The organism is Aquabacterium sp. (assembly GCF_050725395.1).
Classification (GTDB): Bacteria; Pseudomonadota; Gammaproteobacteria; order Burkholderiales; family Burkholderiaceae_C; genus Aquabacterium.
The window spans coordinates 14622-35582 of sequence record NZ_JBOHHL010000016.1; the positions used below are offsets into that span (position 1 = coordinate 14622).

The following is a 20961-nucleotide window of genomic DNA, read 5'->3' on the forward strand; positions in this document are numbered from 1 at the left end:
GGAGTTCTCTCGTGCCAACCATGCCCGCCCATTGCCGCGCATCGCCGGCCCGCCGCGCCACTGCGGCAGGCTCCGGGACGCCTGGGCGCGAACGCATCCGTGGCATATCGCTGATCGAAGTGGTCATGTTCATCGTGATCGTCGGCGTTGCCCTGGCCGCCATCACACCAGTGTTCGTGCAGGCCACCGCCAGCAGCGTCGACCCGGCCATCAAGCGTCAGGCTCTGGCCATTGCCGAATCGGTCATGGACGAGGTTCTGCTCATGTCCAACACTTTTTGCGACTCGGACGACGACAACGCCGAGACCGCCACCAGCAGCGCCGCTTGCGCCACCCTTGCCGAGACCATGGGGCCGGAGTCGGGTGAAACGCGCTACACCACACCGCAGTTCGACAACGTCAACGACTACAACGGCTTCTCGATGACGGGCATCAAGGACATCACCAACACGGCAATGACCGGCCTGTCGAGCTACAGCGTTTCGGTGGCGGTGGCTTCTGCCGCGCTGGGCTCCATCACTGCAGGAAGCGGTGATGCGCTGCGCGTCACGGTGACGGTCACGGGCCCGTCCAACACCACCGTCGTTCTGGATGGCTACAGGAGCCGGCATGCGCCCAACGCCCCGTAGCAGCACTGCTCACCAGCGAGGGTTCACGCTGATCGAGATGATCATGGCCATCGTGATCACCGGCATCATCGGCGGGATCGTGGCCGTGTTCATGGTGAATCCGATCAAGGGCTACTTCAGCACGGCCGCCCGGGCTGGCATGGTCGACAACGCCGACCTGGCTTTGCGCCGCATGGGGCGTGACCTGCGTAGCGCGGTGCCCAACAGTGTTCGCGTGGCGCCTGGGAACCTGGCGGTGGAGTTCATTCCGCTGACCAGCGTGGCTCGCTATTACACCGAAGGCTCTGGAAAACTGGAGTTCGGCGTCACCGACACCTCGTTCGACATCATTGGCCCAGGGCTGACCCTCACAGCTTCGCAAAACTTGGTCTTCTACAACCTCGGGCCTTCGGTGACGGATGCCGATGCCTATGCCAGCAACTCGTCCGCCTTGGCCCAGGCCAGCTCCAACCGACGCACCAGCACCAATGGCGCCGGCATCTTCACCACCATCACCATGTCATCCCTGGCGGGGCTGCCGGTGAACGACATGGCCCCGCCCTATCGGGTCTATGCCGTCAATCAACCCGTGACCTACCGATGCGATCTGGCTGCGGGCACCTTGACGCGTTACTGGAACTACGGCTTTCAGGCATCGCAGCCGGACCCACCCACTGGCGCGACCACCGCCCTCGTTGCCAAAGGCGTGACCGGCTGCACCTTCAGCTATGACAGCTCAGTGGTGGCGACCCGCGCTGGCCTTGTCACCATGCGCCTGACCCTGGCTGCCCCCCCCACTGGCGGCTCCGCCGAATCCGTGAGTCTTTACCATGTCGTCCACGTCAGCAACCTGCCCTGAACCGCGCCAGCGCGGCTTCACGATGGTGAGCGCGCTGTTCATCATCGTGGTGCTGGCCGCGCTGGGCACGGCGCTTGGCAACATCAGCATGCGCCAGCATCTGGGTTCGGTTTCGGAGCTTGATGCAGCCCGTGCCGTGCTCGCCGCCCGCGCCGGCCTCGAATGGGGCGCCTTCCAGGTCCTGCGCAATCCTGCCGCCCCAGCCGCCGCGCCAGCCTGCTTCGGCGGCACGAACATGGTCCTGGCCGGTACTTTGTCCGGAATGACCGTGACGATCAGTTGCACGAGGACGCCCGGTGCCGGTACCGTCACCGATGGAGACAGCGCCCTTGTTTTCTACCAGTTGGTGGCCAACGCGTGCAATGCCCCCACCTCTGGCGCCTGTCCCGCCACGGGCACCGTGCAGCCAACGTACGTCGAGAGGCAACTCACATGGGTTCTCAGCCGATGAACGCCCGCCGCCTGCCAAGCCGGGCCACCCACGGCCTGGCCGTGCTGGTGCTGGCCTGGGTGGCCCTGCTTTGCATGGTGTCATCCGCCCGTGCGACCGCCTACGTCTTTCCCGGCACCTTGCCCGCAGGATGCAGCGGCAGCGGACCCGCATACACCTGCTCCAGCACCGTGACGCTGGCCAGCGCCGACACCGTCACGGTCAACTCGCCCAAACCCGCCACGATCACGATCAGCGGCGGCTTGACGATGAATGGCGCCAAGATCAACAACGCCGGCACCGCAGCCGACCTGACCTTGACCCTCAGCGGTGCGCTGTCGGCTTCGGCCGGCGCAGTGGTCAACGCCAATGTGACCGCCGGCAGTGTGTCAAGCAGCGGTGCGGTCACCTATGGCGGCTCTTTGACCACGACGGGTGCCGGCGCTGTCTCCCTTGGCGCCGGCACCACCGTGACCGGAACCCTGACCACCGTCACCGGCGCCATCACCTTGCTCACCGGGACGGTCAGCACTTACACCACCGTGGGCAGCATCAGCAGCGGCGGCACGGTCACGCTCAACTCCTACAACAGCGTTCTGGGGAACACCAGCGGGTACCTGATTTCTTCGGCCGGCCACAACGACTATGGCGGCAACATCACCTCCACCACCACGTATGTGAGCTTGGGGGGCTATGCCACGGTCACGGGTTCCATCACATCGCAAACCTACGTGGACATCGGCTCCAATTCGTCCGTGGGCGGATCGATCACGTCGAACTCGTCCTACATCGACACGGGGTCCTCGTCGTCCATCACGGGTTCGCTCACGACCACGGGTGCATCGGCCACGTACATCGACATCCACGGCAACACCACCGTCGGCGGCTCGATCACCTCGAAGACCTACATCAGCATGGTCAGCGGCAGCACGGTCGGTGGCGACATGGTGGCGGGTACCACGATCACCATGGGGACGGGCAGCTCGGCGACAGGCTCATGCCTGCGCTCGACCAGCTCGGGCGCGATCACCATCCCTTCGGCAGCATCCGTGGGCAGTGCCTGCTGCGGTGTCGCCCCGGCCTGCAGCAGTGCCTGCGTCAGCGGCACCCCAAAACCGCCAGCCTGCGCGGGGTCGTCCGTCTCGGCCACCTTCCAGCAGGGCGTGAACAGCTACACCGGCACGGTGGACACCATGCTGGACCCGGTGGCCACCACGGCCAACAATGGCGCGGCGACCAGCTTCATACTGGACGACGACACCGACCCACAGATCTTGCTGCGCTTCGACAACATCTTCGGCGCGGGCGCGAGTCAAATCCCTTTGGGGGCGACCATCACTTCGGCCACCTTGTCCGTCTATGTGTACGACGGCGACGCCGCCGAATCGGTGCAGCTTTACAGGATGCTGACCAGTTGGACCCAGGCTTCGAACTGGACCACGATGAGCGGTGGCGTGTCCCGCGACAACGTGGAGGCCAGGAGCGCCGAAGACTCGCACATTGGCGACACAGCACTCACCGGCTTTCAGAGCCTGGACGTCACCGCCACCCTGTCGGCCTGGTCGGCTGGCGCCACCAACAACGGCTGGCTTCTGCGGGGCGATGACGCCGCCTGGGGCATCTACTCCGCGGACTACGCCACGGCCGCCAACCGGCCAAAGCTCACGGTGGTCTACACCATGCCGGCGTCCGGTGTGGCCAGCTACACCGTGGTGCCCGCCACCACCTCGCCGTCAACCTGCTCGGCCGTCACGATCACCATCACCGCCCGCACCTCCGCGCCCGCCACCTACACGGGCTACACCGGCACCATCAACCTCACCACCTCGACCGGCAAGGGCGACTGGGCCCTGGGCGCCACGCCCACGCCATCGGGCACGCTGAACAACGGCACCGCCAACGACGGCGCGGCCACCTACACCTTCGCGGCAGGCGACAGCGGGGTCGTCAAGCTCACCTTGACCAACACCCAGGCCAACAGCCTGACGGTCAACGTGGTGGACAGCGTGATCGCCGGCTCGTCCACCACCTCTGCCTCGATGTCCTTCAGCGACAACGCCTTCATCCTGGCCGAAGACCTGTCCAGCAAGATCGCGGGCAGCGACGTGGTGGTGGCTGGCCGCAACCACGACTTCCAGGTCACCGCCATCAAGAAAGACAGCGTGACCGGGGCCTGCGGCACCGCCACCACCTACACGGGGGCCAAGACGCTGAAGATGTGGCGCACGGACTCCGGCAGCAGCTGGACCTCGCCCACGGTGGTCTCACCTACCTTGACCATTCCCAGCAGCACGCCCGGCGCCAGCAACCTGACCCTGACCTTCACCAACGGTGTGGCCACCTTTGACCTGGGCACCACCGACATCGGCCGCTACAGCCTGACCTTGCGTGACGCGACCGGCGGCTTCGCCACCGGCAACATCGACGGCTCGACCGGCACGCTCACGGTGCGCCCCTTCTCGGTGGTGATCAGCGGTATTTCGCAGGGGGCCACGAGCAACCCCAACGGATCGGCCGCCACCGACACGGTCTTTGCCAAGGCGGGCTCCAGTTTCCAGGCCACCGTGGCCGGCTACCGGTGGTCTTCCACGGCGGACACCAACGTGTCCGGGGGCGATGGCGTGCCCGATGCCAGCGCCACCCTGGCGCAGACCACGGCGGGTGGCGTGGCCCCCTCGTTCGCGAGCACCGTGACCCTGTCACCTGTGGCCGCGAGCCAGACGCCCGCGACGGGCGTGCTGGGCACCTTGAGCAATGGCACGGTGAGCAGCTTCTCCAGCGGCAGCAGCACCCCCGCCACGCTGCAATACAGCGAAGTGGGCAGCTTCCTGCTCAACACCACAGGCGTGGTCAGCAACTTCATTGCCAGCGGCCTGAGCCTGGACGCCACGGTGTTCAACGCCGCCGGCAGCCAGAACGCGCGGGTTGGCCGCTTCAAGCCTTCGCATTTCGCCTTGAGTTCGCCCAGCGTCACCCACCGATCGGCGCTGGCGTGCAGCCCGGCCTCGACCTTCACCTACCAGGGTGAACTGTTCCAGTTGGGCTTCACGCTGACAGCCCAGAACGCCAGCAATGTCACCACGGCCAACTACACCGGCACGTTTGCCAAGCTGGACCCGACCACCCCCGCGAACTTCGCGTTGACCGGGGTGGCTGGCACGCTGCCCTTGCGCACCACGGGTGGCACGCCGCGCCTCAGCCTGGGCACATCCACCGGCAGTTGGAGCAATGGCGTGGCCAGCGGCATCACCCTGACCGCCCTCGTGACCCGGGCCGCCGCCGCGGAAGACGTGCTGAGCGCCAGCCTCGGCGTGGCGCCCCAGGACAGCGACGCCACGGTCCTTGGCAGCTTCAACCTGGACAGCAGCTACCCGGCCGACTCCAGCGATGCCGCCCTCATCGGCACGCTCGACGTCCGGTTTGGCCGTTTGCGCCTGACCCCCGCCATCGGCCCTCAGGACCGCGATCTGCCGCTGTCACTGGCCGTCCAGCACTGGAACGGATCCACCTTCGTCACCAACACCCTGGACAGCTGCACCCGGATCGCCTCCACGGCGGTCAACTTTGGCCAGTACAGGCGCACCATCACGGCCACCGACACCAGCCTGAAGACCAGCCCCGTCATCCTGGCGGCGGGCACAGGCACGCTTTGGTTGAACAAGCCGTCCGGGGGCCGCGCGGGCACCTACGACGTCACCTTGAGCCTGGGCAGCAGTGCCGCTGACGCCTCCTGCATCGCCAGCCTGGGTTCAGGCACAGGCGACAGCGCCACGGTCGGCGCCAACCTGGCCTACCTGCGGGGCGCTTGGTGCGGTTCGACCTACGACAAAGACCCCTCGGCCCGGGCCACCTTCGGCCTGTTCCGGGGCTCCAACCACATGATCCATCAGCAGGAAAACTACTGATCCGATCGGAGGCCTGGGCGACCAAAAGGTTTCGCCAGCCAAAAAGTCTGGCGTCGTTCCTGCCAGTTATTCGGTCGTTTGCCGTGAATCGTCCGCCGTTACGCTCACGGACAAGGATGCCATTTCGCCATCCGCAGCAGCCATGACGACGCCCGTGAGTCCCTCCCGCCCATTCACCTTTGACGACCAGCACGCTGACTGCCAGGCCATCGGCATGGGCTGGCGCGGCCGTTCTGGCACCAAGGGGCGTGCACCATGACGACACGGTGGCCCTGGAAGCGCTCCAGCAACCTGAACCGGTTGGTGGTGGCCTGCACGAATGACAGCTTTGCCTACGTCGAGGCCAGCATCGACCTGAAACGGCCCTACGTCATCAAGCGCTGTGGCCTGGAACGCCGCGGCGAGGACAGCGCCAACGCCTTTGCCCGCCGCATCAAGGCCCTGAAGCTGCCCATCCAGGGCGTGATCGCCGTGCTGCCCTTGAACCGCACCCAGATCCTGCAGATCGAGGCGCCCGCCGTCCCTCCAGAGGAATTGAAGGCGGCCGCCCGCTGGCGCATCAAGGACCTGGTCGAGGCCCACCTGGACGACCTGACGATCGACGTCATGCGGGTGGGGGATGGCCGTCCGCGAACCCTCCAACACCTGTACGTCATTGCCGCGGCCAACGCTGCCATCCAGGACACCACGACCTTGCTGGCGGCGGCGGGCATGGAGCTCGCCGTGATCGACATCTGCGAGACCGCCCAGCGCAACCTACAGAACGCTTTCTCGGACCTGCAAGGACGGCGCGAACAGGCCTCGGCCGCGCTGATGGTGCATGAATCGCAATGCCTGCTCACCATCAGCGCCAACGAGGAGATGTTCTACACCCGTCGGCTGGACTGGGACGAGGGCGTTTTCGGGCACCAGCCTGAAGCCCGCGTGCCTGGCACCAGTCCGAGCTTTGGCCAGGAGGTGCTGTCACAGCAGGTCCTTGAGTCGGTCGACATCGTCGACTACAGCGAGGAAGTGCCCGAGTTCGGCAACGCCCACGACACACCGCGCCTGGTGATCGAGATCCAGCGCTCGATCGACGTGTGGGAGCGCTCCTGGCCGGACCTCCCATTGGCCAACCTCACGGTGCATGCCGGCGCGGGCTCGGCATCACTGGCCAGCATCATCAAACGGGATCTGGGCCTGCCGGTCGAGCCCATGGACATCCCCTCGCTGTTCCCTGGCCTGGAGGCCTCCACGGTGACGGCCGAGGTCCTGGAGGCGTGCGTGCCCCTGCTCGGCGCGCTGTTGCGCCAAGAAGTGCGCAAGCTCTGAGGTCACCCAGCATGGCCCAGCAAATCAACCTCCACCGCCCGATTCTGCTCAAGCCGAAGCTGATGTTCTCGGCCGAGACCATCGTGCAGGCCGCCGCGATCTTCAGCATCGCCGTGGTGGCGGCCTGTTGGTGGGTCACGGCCCGGGTCAACGCCTTCAAGCAAGAAAGCCTCGCCACCGAACAAAGGTACACCCAGGAGCGCGAGCAATTGCAGACGACCCTGGCCCTGCGCCCGGCGCTCGGCACGGATGTCAGTGCCCTTCAGCAGCAGTTGAAGACCATGCAGGACGCGCTGGACCAGCAGCGCCTGTCCTTCCAGGACCTGAACCTGGGCCGGACGGTGGGCGGGCGAACTTATTCGGCGATCCTCAAATTGGTGTCCGAAACCGTGCCCCCGCCTGTCTGGGTCACAGACGTCAAGGTGTCCATCGAGCGGATGGAAATCACCGGCATGACCCTGGACCCAGCCGCATTGCAGGACTGGAACCGGCGCCTGTCTGCGCACCCGCTGCTGCGCGGCCTGCACCTTGCCGCGGTCCGCGTCGAACGCGCGCCCTGGCACGCCCCTGCCGCGGCCTCTGGCGCCTCGCCTGCCGCACCGCGCGAAGCCTGGGCATTCACCTTGGTGACGGACAACTCGGTTGACGCGCCAGCGCCGGTGACCGCTTCCACCATCGCATCGGGGGCGAAATGAGCTTGAAAGCACGGTGGACCCACTACGCCGCGAAGATCAACGCGCTCAGCCTCCGTGAGCGAGGGATCCTGTTTGGGTCGGCCATGCTGGTGCTGGGCGCGGCCGCGGATTCGCTGGTGCTGTCGCCGGCCTACGCCGAACAGCAGCAGATCAAGGCCAAGCTGGCCAAGCTCTCCAATGAACTGATCGTGTTGCGGGCGCAGGTCGCCATGGGCCATCAACCCGAAGAAAAGGGCAGCCCCCGCGCAGCCCTGGTGACCGCGATCAAGCAAACGCAGCAGGCCAAGGACGCGATGGACACGCAGCTCAAGCAGGCCCTGGCCAGCCCCGAGCAAATGGCCAGGCTGCCCGATCTGATGGCCAAGGTGATGCAACAGCAAACAGGCCTGACGCTGGCCAGGCTGACCACCGCTGAACCCGACCAGGACCGCGCCCTGCTCGACAAACTGACCGCCATCTATGGGCCATTGCCCAGCCTCATGGCGCTGTCATCGACGTCCACCCCCGCGACGCTCGACGAAAAAGGCGTGCGCATGCAGGGCGTGAACGTCGGTGTGATCGGTCCTTACCTTGAATTGGCACGATACCTCGGCGACATTGAACGGGCCTTGCCGGGCCTGCGCTGGGGCGAGCTTCACCTGCACGCCGAACCTGGCAGCACCGAATCGCCACTGATGGAAGTGCGCGTCTACCTCATGGGGGCCTCGTCATGAGCCGCCATTGGCTTGTCTGGACCTGGATACCGCTCGTCGGCAGCGCCTTGGCCGCCGAGGGTCCTGCCGGCCTTGGCCGGGATCCCACCCAGATCCCGCCGTCGCTGCAACAAGCCGCGGGCCTCGGCGCCAACGAAGTCAATGGGCCGTCCGGATCGAACGCCGACACGCCGGCCCAGCCCTTTTTCATCATGACCCACGGCGGCCGCCTGGTCGTCATTCACCGGGCACATCGCCTGAAAGTGGGCGACGAGATGGACAACGCCCGCATCGTGCGCATCGACAACGACGCGGTCTGGCTCCGCGAAGACGGCCTGGTCAAACGGATGTCCATCTACCCCGACGTCCTCAAACGCCCCGCGGCCAAGCCCACCGCAGCCCCCTCCTCACCACACTCCGCGTCGTCCCGCCAACGGCACCGCCGCCCCGCCACGACAAAGAAGGATGCGCCGTGACTTCACCTCGATTCCCGATCATTTCTCATCAAGCCACACGGTGGGGGCGCACCTTGGTGGCCGGCACCTGCGCGGTATCGCTGATGGGCTGCGCCACGCCAGAACGCCATTTCGCGCGGGAGAACAGTCCCATGCTGAGCCTGCGCATGGACCTGCCCACCCGACTGGTCAGCAACGGCCTGCCCGCAGACGCATTGACCCCTGCGCCCCAGCCCCCCGTGCAAGCCGCCCCCGAGGCCCCGCGCGAGGAACGTTTCGACCTGGTCGTCAACTCTGCCGCAACGCGCAATGTCTTTCTGGCCCTGGTGGCCGACACCCGCTACAGCATGCTCCTGCACCCCGAGGTCGGCGGCACACTGTCGGTCACCCTCAAGGGTGTGACCCTGCGGGAGGCACTGGAGTCCATCCGCGACGTGTATGGCTACGACTTCAAGATCGATGGCCGGCGCATCACCATCTTTCCGCCGACCTTGCAAACGCGGCTGTTCAACGTGAACTACCTGAACTCCCAGCGTCAAGGCCACAGCGACGTGCGCGTCACCTCGGGCCAGGCACCCGCCCCGACACCCGCCGGTTCCAGCAATGGCTCGACCCCGACCACGCCCAACCCCGACACGGCCACACAACGGCAGGACAGCAGCCAGGTCTCGACCAGGTCCTCGACCGACTTGTGGTCGGAAATCACCTTGACGCTCAAGACCATGATCGGCACCGCCAACGGCCGAAGCGTGGTCACCAGCCCGCAGGCCGGCGTGATCGCGGTGCGCGCCATGCCCGACGAACTCCGGCAGATCGAATCGTTCCTGAAATCCGCCCGCTTCTCGGTCGAACGGCAAGTGATGCTGGAGGCCAAGATCCTGGAGGTCGAACTCCGGGATGGGTTCCAGAGCGGCATCGACTGGTCCATCCTGGGCACGAAGTCGGCGATCGGACAAGCCAGCGGGTATGGCGGCAACCCCTTGGTCGCCAACGGCAATGGCCTGCCAACCTTGCCAACGCCTGGCCTGGTCCTGGCCACCGACCACGTGCCCCTGCCAACGGTCGGTTCCGGCATCCTCGGCCTGTCCCTGGCCACCAAAGGCTTCGAGGCCGTGCTGGGCTTCCTGGAAACGAATGGCGAGGTGCAAGTGCTGTCCAGCCCACGGGTGGCGGCCATGAACAACCAGAAAGCGGTGCTCAAGGTAGGCACCGATGAGTTCTTCGTCACCGCCGTGCAAGGCGGCTCGATCCAGGCCGGCACGGGCACCAATGGCGGAACGGCCACCACCCTGCCCACCATCACCCTGACCCCCTTCTTTTCGGGCATCGCCCTGGACGTGACGCCCCAGATCGACGACGGCGGCATGATCACACTGCACATCCACCCCTCGGTGACGGCCGTGTCGACGGTGACCAAACAGATCGACCTGGGGGCCGTGGGCAACTACAAGTTGCCGCTGGCGTTCAGCAGTGTCAACGAGACCGACACCGTGGTCCGCATCCCCGATGGCAACATCGTGGCCATCGGCGGCTTGATGCAGATGGAATCGAACCGCACACGGTCCGGCCTGCCGGGCACGGGCGACAATCAGGTGACCAGCAGCCTGTTCGGCAACAAGGTCGAGAAAAACCGCAAGAAAGAAGTCGTGGTGCTGATCAAGCCCACCATCATCCGCAGCACCGAGGATTGGCAGGCCACGGCCTTGCAGGCGCGTGACTCGCTGGACCAGATGGATCGACAGCAACGGCGTGTGATCAAACTGGACGAGAGCGTCGAGCCCGAGGCGAAACTCACGCTGCCACCACCTCAGCCGCCTCAACCGGCCGCCAAGCCCCCGCGCTATTCACGGCTCAAGCCGCCCTCGGTGTCCGCTTCCGCGCCCACTTTGGTATCGGAGTCTTCAAGACAAGGCAGCGTGCTCCCCTGATCCAGAAAGTTGGGCAAGCCCAGCTTGTCCAGCAGGGCCGCGGCGTCGAAAGGCGCCTTCACTTTGATGTCGTTGTCGAAGTAACAATGGATGTCCCGGTGTGCTCGCTTGGGCGGCGCATGGTCTTTGTCGACCAGGTGGGCATCTTCTGGTTGCGATCCCCTTGACCAGGCCACGATGCGGTCCGCCCAGCGGTCCAAGGCCTTGTCGGTGTAGCCACTGGCGTACAACTCGGCATCGCCATGAAGGCGCAAGTACATGAAGTCGGCGGTCACGTCCTCCAGGTAGGGCCACTTGCCGGCCGTGTCGGCCACCACCAGGGCCACCTTGTGGTGGCGCAGCAGCTTGATGAAAGCCGGGTCGGCGAAACTGTCGTGGCGGATCTCGATGGCGTGGCGCACCGGGCGCTTCGCGTCGATCTCAAGGTGTTCGCGCTTGGCCATGAAGGAGTCACGCTGACGCGCCAAGGCCAGCGCCGCTTCGGTGTCGTGTGGCAAATCTTTCAGAAAAGCTTCCATCAGCTCGGCATTGAAGTGGAAGCTGGGTGGAAACTGCCAGAGCACCGGCCCCAGCTTCTGCCGCAGGCCCAACACCCCGGAGGCGAAGAAATTGGCCAATGGCTGGTGCACGTCCTGCAAGCGGCGGATGTGGGTGATGTACCGGGGGGCTTTGACACTGAAGACGAAATCGTCCGGGGTCTGCTCGTACCACTGCGCGAAGCTCGCTGGTTTTTGCATGGCGTAAAACGTGCCATTGATTTCGATGCTGGGCAGGGCATGCGACGCGAACTCCAGTTCCCGGCGTTGAACCAGCTTCTTGGGATAGAAGACGCCGCGCCACGGTTCGTAGCGCCAGCCTGAAATACCGATGCGGACAGTGCTCTGGGGAGAGGGCTTCTTTTTCATGTCCCCTTCTTTGGCAATCGGCGCGCCCACTTCCCGGCTCAAGTTTTAACTCAGCCAACCGACATTGCTGGGAGACCATTTCTTTTCGATCGAGGACGTGTATGGAAGCCCTTCAAGTAGCCGCCCCCAAGTCTGCCCCCGCAGTTCGGCCCGGCGCGCCCGGTAGTTTGTCCAGCCGGGGCAATCCAGCCCGTCAGATCCAGCACGCGGTGTCGGGCCGTGAATTCCTCACGTTCCGCCTGGGCACCGAAGAGTACGGCATCGACATCCTGAAGGTGCAGGAAATCCGCTCTTACGAGCCGCCCACCAAGATCGCCAATGCCCCGTCCTACCTCAAGGGCGTGGTCAACCTGCGCGGCGTCATCGTCCCCATCGTCGACCTGCGCGTCAAGTTCAACTGCCTCAACGCCCAGGGCGAGGTCGACATCAACGACTTCACCGTGGTCATCGTGCTGAACGTGCGCGGCCGCGTGGTCGGTGCCGTGGTCGATTCGGTGAGCGACGTGATCCAGTTGGCCGAACAGATGATCAAACCAGCGCCCGAGATGAGCGCCTCGATGGTCGACACCACCTACATCACCGGCATCGCCAACATCAGCGAACGCTTGCTGATCTTGATGGACATCGAGTCGCTGATGAGCAGCTCGGAAATGGGCCTGATCACCACCCTGGCGCCCTGAATCCGCCGCACATCACTGAGCCGCCCGTCGCAAGGTATTGACGACGGGTTGCTCCAGCACACCGCGCAGGCTCCACCAGCCTGCCAGGGCCGCCAGCACGGCGCCCACCGCCGCACCCGCCAAAGGCCACCAAAGCGGCGCACTCCAGTCGAACTCGAAGACCCAGCCGGCCAGCGCCCAGCCCACGCACAGCGCCGCGGTGGACGCCAACGCGCCCGCCAGGGCGCCCACGCCCAGCAACTCGACCCGCTGCACCTTGGCCAGCATGTGCTGAGACGCGCCCAGGGCCTTGAGCACGGCCCAGTCCTTGGCCCGCCTTTCCCTTGAAGTCAGCAGGCCCGCCATCAGCACGATCAGGCCCGCCGCCAAGGTGAAGGCGAACAAGAATTCAACCGCGGCGATCACCTGGTCCATGATCCGGCGGATCTGCAGCAAGGTGGCCGACACGTCCACCACCGTGACATTGGGGTAGGCCTGCACCAGGGTGCGGTCCAGCTTGCCGTCGGTCGGTGAGCGGTAGGAGGTGATGAAAGTCGCAGGCCAATCAGGCATCGAGGCCATGGGCGACATCACGAAGAAATTGACCCGCATGGACGACCAGTCCACCTTGCGCAAACTGGTGATGCGCGCCGTGTGGCGCATGCCGCCGATGTCGAAGGTCATGGTGTCGTGGAGGTGCAGGCCCAGGGTCTTGGCCAGGCCGGCCTCCACGCTGAGCGCACCTGGTTCGTTGGGCTGATAACGGCCTTCGACCACGGGGTTGTAGGCCGGCTGCTTCGAGGCGTAGCTCAGGTTGAACTCGCGGTCGGCCAGGCGCTGGGCCCGCTCGTCGGCGTAGTCTTCGGGGCGCACGGTCTTGCCGTTGATTTCGACCAAACGCCCGCGGATCATGGGGTACCAGTCGAAATGGGTGACGCCAGCCTTTCGCAACTGCGCCTGGAAAGGCTCGGCCTGGTCAGGCTGGATGTTGATCACGAAACGGTTGGGCGCATCGGCCGGCGTGGCCGCCCGCCAACTGGCGATCAGGTCGGTGCGCAACAGCACCAGGAGCACCAACGCCAGCAGGCCGATGGCCAGGGCGCAGACCTGCACCACGGTCTGCCCGGGCTGGGCCGTCAGCTGCCGCGTGGCCAGCACCAACCAGGGAGGCGCCACGCCACTGAGCTTGTTCAGCAAGCGCTGCAGGATGAACACCGCGAGGGCGCTCAAGGCGGCAAAGGCCACCACGGCCGCGGCCACGCCGCCCAAGGCGATGGCCCCCAGCTTGACGTCACGCGCCACCATCATCAGCAAGGCCAGCAGCGCCAGGCCACCCGCGCCCACGGCCAGCACGGAGGCGCCCTTGAGTTCGCCCACGTCACGGCGCAGCACGCGCAAGGGCGGCACCCGGGCCAGTTGCAGCACCGGCGGCAGGCCAAAGCCCACGGTCAACACCACCCCCACCCCCAGGCCCAGCACCACGGGCCAGATGCTGGGCGCCGGCAAGCCCACCGGGACCAACTCCGACAGCAGCACCACGAAGACCTGGTGGAAGCCCCAACCCAGCACCAGGCCAATGACGCTGGCCACCAAACCCACGATCAGGAACTGCAAACCATAGGTCAGGGCCATCTGGTTTTGGGGCACGCCCAGCACACGCAGCATGGCGCAATCGTCCAGGCGCCGCTGGGCAAAGTCGCGCGACACCAGGGCCACGGCCACCGCCGACAGCAAGGCGGCCAGCAAGGCCACCAGGCGAAGGAACAAGCCGGCGCGGTCCAGCGTGGCGCGCATTTCAGGGCGGCCCTGCTCCAGGGTCTCGACACGCAGGCCACGGGTCGCCTTGGATTGCTGCTCGGCCGCGGTGATGAAGGTTTTCAAAGCCTTGGCGGTCTGAGCGGTGTCGCTTGCCTTGGTCCGCGGATCGATGCCTGCATCGCCCGAACGGCCAGGCCCGGCCACCAGCAATCGGTAGGTGACGCGGCTGGCGGGCTGGATCAACTGCGTGGCCGCCAGGTCGGACTGCCGGATCATCACGCGGGGCGAGAAACTCATGAAACCGGCGCCCCGGTCGGGCTCCATGGCGATGACGGAGGCGATCAGGAAGGAGGCATCGCCCAGCCAGAGCCGGTCCCCCACCTTCAGGTTCAGCACGGGCAGCAGGGAGGCGTCCACCCAGGCCTGGCCGGCGGGGGGGCCGCCCAGCGGCGCCTTGCCGGCAGGCACCACGGTGCCGTCGGGCTTCAGGGTGCCCAGGGTGATCTGGCCTCGCAAGGGGTAGGTTTCGCTGACGGCTTTCAAAGCCACCAATTTGCTGTCGCCGCCCAACTCGTCTGGGGCACGGGCCATGCTGGGAAAGGCGGCGGTACGGGCTTGGCGCAACCCCAGCTTCCGGGCTTCGGCCGGCAGCGCTTCGGGCATGGGCTGGTCGGCCACCACCAGGGCATCCGCGGCCAGCAACTGGGCAGCATCGCGCACCAGGCCTTGCTCGATGCGGTCGGCGAAAAAACCCACGGCGGACAAGGCCGTGACGGCCAGCACCACCGCCACCAGGAGCAGGCGCAGGCTGCCCGAGCGCATGTCGCGCCAGGTCTGCTTGAGGGCCCAGCGCCAGGCTGGCACGGAGGCCGAAGGATTGATCGCCATGGGTTCGTGTCCGACCGTGTTTCGACAAGGAACGGTCATTAGAACCCAAAGCCCTTCCCCGCCAGGGCAGCGGGTCTTGCCCCGGCTCAGGCCGCGAAGCTTTCGAAGGTGCGGTCGAGCTGGGCGATCCAGCCGGCCTTGTCTTCTTTCGAGGCGAAGCTGGCCTCGAAGCTGTTGCGTGCCAGGGTGTAGGCCGCCTTGGCATCCAGGCCCAGCGCCGCGAAAGTCTCGGTGTAGTTCTGGTTCAGGTAGCCGCCAAAGTAGGCGGGGTCGTCTGAATTGATCGTCACCTTCAGGCCCAGATCGAGCAGGGACTTGAGGTTGTGCTTGTCCAGTGAGTCGAACACGCAGAGCTTGACGTTGGAGAGCGGACACACCGTCAGGGGCATGGCCTCCTTCACCAGGCGCTGCACCAGGGCCGGGTCTTCCACGCAGCGCACGCCATGGTCGATGCGCTCGACCTTGAGCACGTCGAGCGCATTGATGATGTAGGCCGGCGGGCCTTCCTCGCCTGCGTGGGCCACGACGTGCAAGCCCAGTTCGCGGCAACGCGCGAACACGCGGGCGAACTTCTCGGGTGGGTGGCCGCGCTCGCTGGAGTCCAGGCCCACGCCGACGATGAGGTGGCGCCAGGGCATGGACTCGCCCAGGGTCTTCAAGGCGTCCTCCTCGGACAAGTGCCGAAGGAAACACATGATCAGCGTCGCGCTGACCCCCAGCTCGGTCTTGGCCCGCTTGCAAGCCCGGTCCAGGCCCTTGATCACGACCTCGAAAGGCACGCCGCGGTCGGTGTGGGTTTGCGGGTCGAAAAACAACTCAGTGTGCAGCACGTTCTCCGCCGCGGCCTTGGTCAGGTAGGCCCAGGCCATGTCGTGGAAGTCTTCTTCCTTGAGCAAGACCGAGGCGCCCGCGTAGTAGATGTCGAGGAAGGTCTGCAGGTCGGTGAACGCGTAGGCAGCGCGCAAGGCCTCGACGCTGGGGTAGGACAGCGCCACGCCATTGCGCTGCGCCAGGGCGAAGATCAACTCAGGCTCGAGCGAGCCCTCGATGTGGATGTGCAACTCCGCCTTGGGCATCGCTTGCAGCAGTTCAGGCAAGCGGTCTTGTGCAATGGTCATGGCGCTCACCTCACTTGCCCGAGGGGATCGAACCGTCCACGCCCTTGACGTAGAAATTGATGCCGCCCAGGAACTTGTCATCGGCCACGGCGTCTTTGGCCAGCACGTCCTTGCCATCCTGGCCCACGATGGGTCCCTTCCAGATGACGAAGCTGCCGTCCTTCAGGCCGGCCTTGACGGTGTCCACCTTGGCTTTCAGGTCGGCCGGCACCTTGTCGGACACGGACACCAGGTCGATCGCGCCTTCCTTCACGCCCCACCACACGCCACCGGTCGACCAGGTGCCTTCCAGTGCGTCCTTGGTGGCCTTGATGTAGTAAGGCGCCCAGTTGATGATGGCCGAGGCCAGGTGCGACTTGGGACCGAACTTGCTCATGTCGGAGTCCCAGCCGAAGGCGTACTTGCCGGCCTTCTCAGCCGTTTGCAGCACCGCGCTCGAGTCGGTGTTCTGGAACAGCACGTCGGCGCCCTGGTTGATCAGGCTTTGCGCGCCTTCGGTTTCCTTCGGGGGATCGAACCAGTTGTTGATCCAGACGACCTTGGTCTTGACCTTGGGATTCACGCTTTGCGCGCCCAGGGTGAAGGCGTTGATGTTGCGGATCACTTCAGGGATGGGAATGGAGCCGACCACGCCCAGGGTGTTGGACTTGGTCATGCCCCCGGCGATCACGCCGGCCAGGTAAGCGCCTTCATAAGTGCGTGAGTCGTAGGTGCGCATGTTCGCGGCCGTCTTGTAGCCGGTGGCGTGCTCGAACTTCACGTCCTTGTTGTCGGCCGCGACCTTGAGCATGGGCTCCATGTAGCCGAAGGTGGTGCCGAAGATCAGCTTGTTGCCCTGGCCGACCATGTCGCGGATCACGCGTTCGGCGTCGGGGCCCTCGGGCACCTTTTCCACGAAGGACGTCTTGACCTTGTCGCCAAATTCTTTTTCGACCGCCAGGCGCCCTTGGTCGTGGGCATAAGTCCAGCCGGCATCGCCCACCGGGCCGACGTAGGCAAACGCGATGTTCAGGGGGCCGGAGGAAGGCGCGGCGGCCGCGGCGGAAGCCGGTTCGCTGGCGGCCGAAGCGGCCATGGACGCTTCGGTGGCGGCTTCTTTCTTGCCGCAGCCCACCAAGGCGGCGGTGGCGGCGATGCCGGCCCAGCCCGCCGCTTTCAGCCAGGAACGTTTGGTCATTGGTCGAGTCATGTCATCTCCAAGTGGGGAAAGTCAAAACACTGAGGGAATCGACAGCAGGGGCGATGATGCCCTGTCAACTGCCTGGATGGAAGGGCTTGCCCAGCGAGGCGGGCATGTTGACGCGGATCCACGTCGGATTGCGCGAGATCAGCACCAGCACCACGATGGTCGCCAGGTAGGGCAGCATGGTCAGCCACTGGCTGGGGATCTGGATGCCCTGCCCCTGCAACTGGAACTGCAGCATCGTCACGCCACCAAACAGGTAGGCCCCCAGCAAGACCCGCGCCGGGCGCCAGGTGGCGAAGGTGGTCAATGCCAGCGCGATCCAGCCTTTGCCGGCCACCATGCCCTCGACCCACAACGGCGTGTAGACCACCGACAGATAGGCACCAGCCAGCCCGCACAGCGCGCCACCACACATCACCGCGATCAGGCGGATGCGGCGCACGGGGTAGCCCAGCGCATGCGCCGATTCAGGCGATTCGCCCACGGCACGCAGGATCAGGCCCGAGCGCGAGCGGTACAGGAACCAGGTCAGGCCCGCCGTGAAGATGATCGCCAGGTAGACCAGGGGGTGCTGCTTGAACAGCGCGGGGCCGAAGAAAGGGATGTCCGACAAATAAGGGATGGCGAAATTGGGCCGCTCGGGCAATTTTTCTTGCGTGTAGCGGATGCCGGCAAACGCCGACAGGCCGGCGCCGAACAGGCTGAGGGCCAGGCCCGTGGCGTACTGGTTGGTGTTGAGCCAGATGACCAGCACCCCGAAGACGGCGGCCAGCAAGGCGCCCGCGGCCGCCCCCGCCAGGAAGGCCAGCGTGTCGCTGCCGGTGTTCACCCCGGTGGCGAAGCCGGCGATGGCGGCGACCAGCATCAGGCCCTCGGCCCCCAGGTTGACCACGCCGGAGCGCTCGTTGATCAGGAGGCCCATGGCCGCCAGGCCGAGCACGGTGCCCGCGTTCAGCGTGGCGGCCAGCAGCAAGGCCAGCGAATCGGCGGTGAAGAGGCTCATTTGGAAACCCAGCGCAGGCGTTGGTGGATGAAGGTGTCACAGGCCAGCAAGCAGAACAGCAACAAGCCCTGGAAGACACCGGTCAAGGCCTTGGGCAGGCCCAGGCGCGACTGCGCCAGCTCACCACCGATGTAGAACATGCTCATCAGCAGGGCCGAGAAGACAATGCCCACCGGGTTCAAGCGTCCCACGAAGGCCACGATGATGGCCGCGAAGCCATAACCCATCGGCACGAAAGGCGTGAGCTGGCCTTGGGGCCCCGCCGCTTCGAGCGCCCCGGCGAGGCCGGCCATGCCACCCGAGATCAGCAAGCCGGTCCACAAGGCCCGGCGCGAAGAGAAGCCCGCGTAACGCGCGGCGGCCGGTGCCAATCCCCCCACCAGCAGCTGAAAGCCGGCATAGGTGCGTGCCAGGAAAATCGCGAACACCGCCACCGCCCCCAGCGCGATGAAGATGCCGATGTTCATGCGGAAACCGCTGACGATCTTGGGAATGCGCGCGGGGTCGAGGAAGGTGATGGTTTGCGGGAAGTTGTAGCCCTGCGGGTCTTTCCAGGGGCCGTAGACCAGGTAGCTCAGCAGCATCTCGGCCACGTAGACCAGCATCAGGCTGACCAGGATCTCGCTGGCGTTGAACCGGTCACGCAACAAGGCCACGATCGCCGCCCAGGCCATGCCGCCCAGGAGGCCGGCCACCAGCACGGCCACCACGATCCAGCGGCCAGTCTCGGGCGTGGCCTGCATGGCAACCCAGCCTCCGCAGATGGCCCCGAGCACGAACTGCCCCTCGGCCCCGATGTTCCACAAATTGGCCCGGAAACACACCGCCAGGCCCAAGGCGATCAGCACCAGCGGCGTGGCCTTGATGGTCAGCTCGGTCAAGGCGTAGACATTCTTCACCGGCTCGATGAAAAACATCCGCAAGCCATCGACCGGGCTTTTGCCCAGCGCCATGAACAGGCAGGAGCCAATCAGCACCGTGACCAGCAAGGCGATGACGGGCGACCCCACCATCAGCAGCCTCGACGGCTCGGCGCGCGCTTCAAGCTTGAACATGGGCGCCCTCCCAGAGTCCACTCATCCAGATGCCGATCTGAGGGGCCGTGGCCTCGCGGGCATCAATGCTGGGCGACAAACGCCCCTGGGCCATCACCATCAACCGATCACTCACCTCGAACAACTCGTCCAGTTCTTCGCTGACGACCAACACGGCACACCCAGCGTCGCGCAGCTTCAACAACTCACCGCGGATCTGCGCAGCGGCGCCCACGTCCACGCCCCAGGTGGGTTGGGACACCAGCAGCAGTTTCGGCGAGGCGGCGATCTCGCGGCCCATGATGAATTTCTGCAGGTTGCCGCCCGACAGGCTCTTGGCCGCCGCGTTCGACCCGCCCGCTTTCACCTTGAAACGGTCGATCAGGTCGGCGGCCATGCCGTGCGTGCCCTTGATGCGCAGCCAGCCTCCCCGCCCGACGGCATCGGTGCGCGTGAGCAAGGTGTTCTGCGCCAGGGACATGATGGGCACGGCGCCCCGCCCGAGGCGCTCTTCCGGCACGCTGTGCAGGCCCTGCCGGCGACGTTCGCGCGGCGAGGCCTGGCTGATGTCCCGGCCAAACAGGCTGACCATGCCCGGCGTGGTGCGCGGGTCTTCGCCGCTCAACGCCGCCATCAAGGCCTGCTGGCCATTGCCCGACACGCCGGCGATGCCCAGGATCTCGCCAGCCTGCACGCTCAGGCAGATGTCCTGCAGGTTCACGCCAAAGGGGTCCTGCTTGGGCAGGTTCAGGTTCCGGACCACCAGGGCGGTCGCTCCCAAGACGGGCGCCACGCGGTTCAACTGGGGCGGCTCGGAACCGATCATCAGGCGCGAGAGGCTGGCATTGGTCTCTTGCCGAGGGTCGACCTCGCCGGTGACCTTGCCACCGCGCAGCACCGTGCAGCGGTGGCACAGCGCGCGGATCTCGTCCAGCTTGTGGCTGATGTAGAGGATCGAACAGCCGCGCTCGGCCAGTTGGCGCAGTGTCACGAACAGTTTTTCGACGGCTTGCGGCGTCAGCACCGAAGTCGGCTCGTCCAGGATCAGCAATTGCGGATTGGTCAGCAAGGCGCGCACGATCTCGACACGCTGTCGCTCGCCCACGCTCAAGGTGTGCACCGGGCGCCAGGGGTCGACTTCGAGGCCATAGTCGGCGGACACGGCCTGGATGCGCTCGACCACCTCGGGCAAGGTCCATTTTTTGTCCAGGCCCAGCCAGACGTTCTCGGCGGCGGTGAGCGTGTCGAACAAGGAGAAGTGCTGGAACACCATGCTGATGCCCAACGCACGCGCCTCTTGCGGCGAGCGCACCTGCACCGGCGCGTCGTTGAAGAAGATCTCACCGGCGTCCGGCTTGACGACGCCGAAGATGATCTTCATCAACGTGGATTTGCCGGCGCCGTTCTCGCCCAGCACGGCATGGATTTCACCGGGCAGCACGTGCAGGCTGACGTCGTCATTGGCCCGCACCGCGGGGTACTGCTTGGTGATGTGTTTGAGTTCTAGGCGGTACGACATAAAGGGCG

The 20961-nt window shown here is 65.7% G+C and carries 17 protein-coding genes; 10 read left to right on the top strand and 7 right to left on the bottom strand.

Going from position 1 to position 20961, the window contains the following annotated elements; all coding sequences use genetic code 11:
• Positions 1–11: 11 nt before the first annotated feature.
• From ACREB4_RS11625 to ACREB4_RS11665, 9 genes are all read left to right on the top strand, one after another.
• Positions 12–629, top strand: a complete 618-nt coding sequence (locus ACREB4_RS11625) for a type IV pilus modification PilV family protein (protein ID WP_431588382.1) — start codon at positions 12–14, stop codon at positions 627–629.
• Entirely contained in the window at positions 610–1467 is an 858-nt protein-coding gene (locus ACREB4_RS11630) for a PilW family protein (RefSeq protein ID WP_431588383.1), read from the top strand. The genes ACREB4_RS11625 and ACREB4_RS11630 overlap by 20 nt, the downstream gene beginning before the upstream one ends.
• Positions 1439–1918, top strand: coding sequence for an agglutinin biogenesis protein MshP (locus tag ACREB4_RS11635; RefSeq protein ID WP_431588384.1), 480 nt, complete (start codon positions 1439–1441; stop codon positions 1916–1918). Before ACREB4_RS11630 ends, ACREB4_RS11635 begins: the two co-directional genes overlap by 29 nt.
• Complete coding sequence (locus ACREB4_RS11640; protein WP_431588385.1) at positions 1900–5802, top strand: DUF6701 domain-containing protein; 3903 nt, start codon at positions 1900–1902, stop codon at positions 5800–5802. The genes ACREB4_RS11635 and ACREB4_RS11640 overlap by 19 nt, the downstream gene beginning before the upstream one ends.
• Before the next feature lie 255 nt (positions 5803–6057).
• Complete coding sequence (locus ACREB4_RS11645; RefSeq protein ID WP_431588386.1) at positions 6058–7113, top strand: hypothetical protein; 1056 nt, start codon at positions 6058–6060, stop codon at positions 7111–7113.
• Between the two features lie 11 nt (positions 7114–7124).
• A complete protein-coding gene (locus ACREB4_RS11650; protein ID WP_431588387.1) occupies positions 7125–7808 on the top strand; it encodes a PilN domain-containing protein in 684 nt (227 codons plus the stop codon).
• Positions 7805–8521: a hypothetical protein gene (locus ACREB4_RS11655; protein ID WP_431588388.1), complete on the top strand. Its 717-nt coding sequence runs from the start codon at positions 7805–7807 to the stop codon at positions 8519–8521. The genes ACREB4_RS11650 and ACREB4_RS11655 overlap by 4 nt, the downstream gene beginning before the upstream one ends.
• Positions 8518–8976: a hypothetical protein gene (locus tag ACREB4_RS11660; protein ID WP_431588389.1), complete on the top strand. Its 459-nt coding sequence runs from the start codon at positions 8518–8520 to the stop codon at positions 8974–8976. The genes ACREB4_RS11655 and ACREB4_RS11660 overlap by 4 nt, the downstream gene beginning before the upstream one ends.
• Positions 8973–10883 carry a secretin N-terminal domain-containing protein gene (locus ACREB4_RS11665; protein ID WP_431588390.1) on the top strand — a complete coding sequence of 637 codons (1911 nt, stop codon included), beginning with the start codon at positions 8973–8975 and terminating at the stop codon, positions 10881–10883. Before ACREB4_RS11660 ends, ACREB4_RS11665 begins: the two co-directional genes overlap by 4 nt.
• Here ACREB4_RS11665 and ACREB4_RS11670 read toward each other — a convergent pair.
• Positions 10796–11788, bottom strand: coding sequence for a DUF72 domain-containing protein (locus ACREB4_RS11670; protein WP_431588391.1), 993 nt, complete (start codon positions 11786–11788; stop codon positions 10796–10798). The two genes, ACREB4_RS11665 and ACREB4_RS11670, sit on opposite strands and share 88 nt — an antisense overlap.
• Before the next feature lie 101 nt (positions 11789–11889).
• On the opposite strand from ACREB4_RS11670, the gene ACREB4_RS11675 reads away from it, so the two are divergent.
• The gene (locus tag ACREB4_RS11675; RefSeq protein ID WP_431588392.1) at positions 11890–12468 is read left to right on the top strand and encodes a chemotaxis protein CheW; all 579 of its coding nucleotides are present in this window, start codon (positions 11890–11892) and stop codon (positions 12466–12468) included.
• Between the two features lie 12 nt (positions 12469–12480).
• On the opposite strand, the gene ACREB4_RS11680 is transcribed toward ACREB4_RS11675, so the two are convergent.
• The 6 genes from ACREB4_RS11680 to ACREB4_RS11705 form a co-directional block, all read right to left on the bottom strand.
• Positions 12481–15093 carry an ABC transporter permease gene (locus tag ACREB4_RS11680; protein WP_431588393.1) on the bottom strand — a complete coding sequence of 871 codons (2613 nt, stop codon included), beginning with the start codon at positions 15091–15093 and terminating at the stop codon, positions 12481–12483.
• An 86-nt stretch (positions 15094–15179) separates the two neighbouring features.
• Positions 15180–16211, bottom strand: a complete 1032-nt coding sequence (locus ACREB4_RS11685) for an adenosine deaminase (RefSeq protein ID WP_431588394.1) — start codon at positions 16209–16211, stop codon at positions 15180–15182.
• A 10-nt stretch (positions 16212–16221) separates the two neighbouring features.
• The gene (locus tag ACREB4_RS11690) at positions 16222–17388 is read right to left on the bottom strand and encodes a BMP family ABC transporter substrate-binding protein (protein WP_431588395.1); all 1167 of its coding nucleotides are present in this window, start codon (positions 17386–17388) and stop codon (positions 16222–16224) included.
• Positions 17389–17464: 76 nt separating this feature from the next.
• Positions 17465–18400 (bottom strand): ABC transporter permease, encoded by a 936-nt coding sequence (locus ACREB4_RS11695; RefSeq protein WP_431588396.1) that lies wholly within the window; start codon positions 18398–18400, stop codon positions 17465–17467.
• A complete protein-coding gene (locus tag ACREB4_RS11700; protein ID WP_431588397.1) occupies positions 18397–19455 on the bottom strand; it encodes an ABC transporter permease in 1059 nt (352 codons plus the stop codon). Before ACREB4_RS11700 ends, ACREB4_RS11695 begins: the two co-directional genes overlap by 4 nt.
• Positions 19442–20953, bottom strand: a complete 1512-nt coding sequence (locus tag ACREB4_RS11705; protein ID WP_431588398.1) for an ABC transporter ATP-binding protein — start codon at positions 20951–20953, stop codon at positions 19442–19444. The genes ACREB4_RS11700 and ACREB4_RS11705 overlap by 14 nt, the downstream gene beginning before the upstream one ends.
• Positions 20954–20961: the final 8 nt, after the last annotated feature.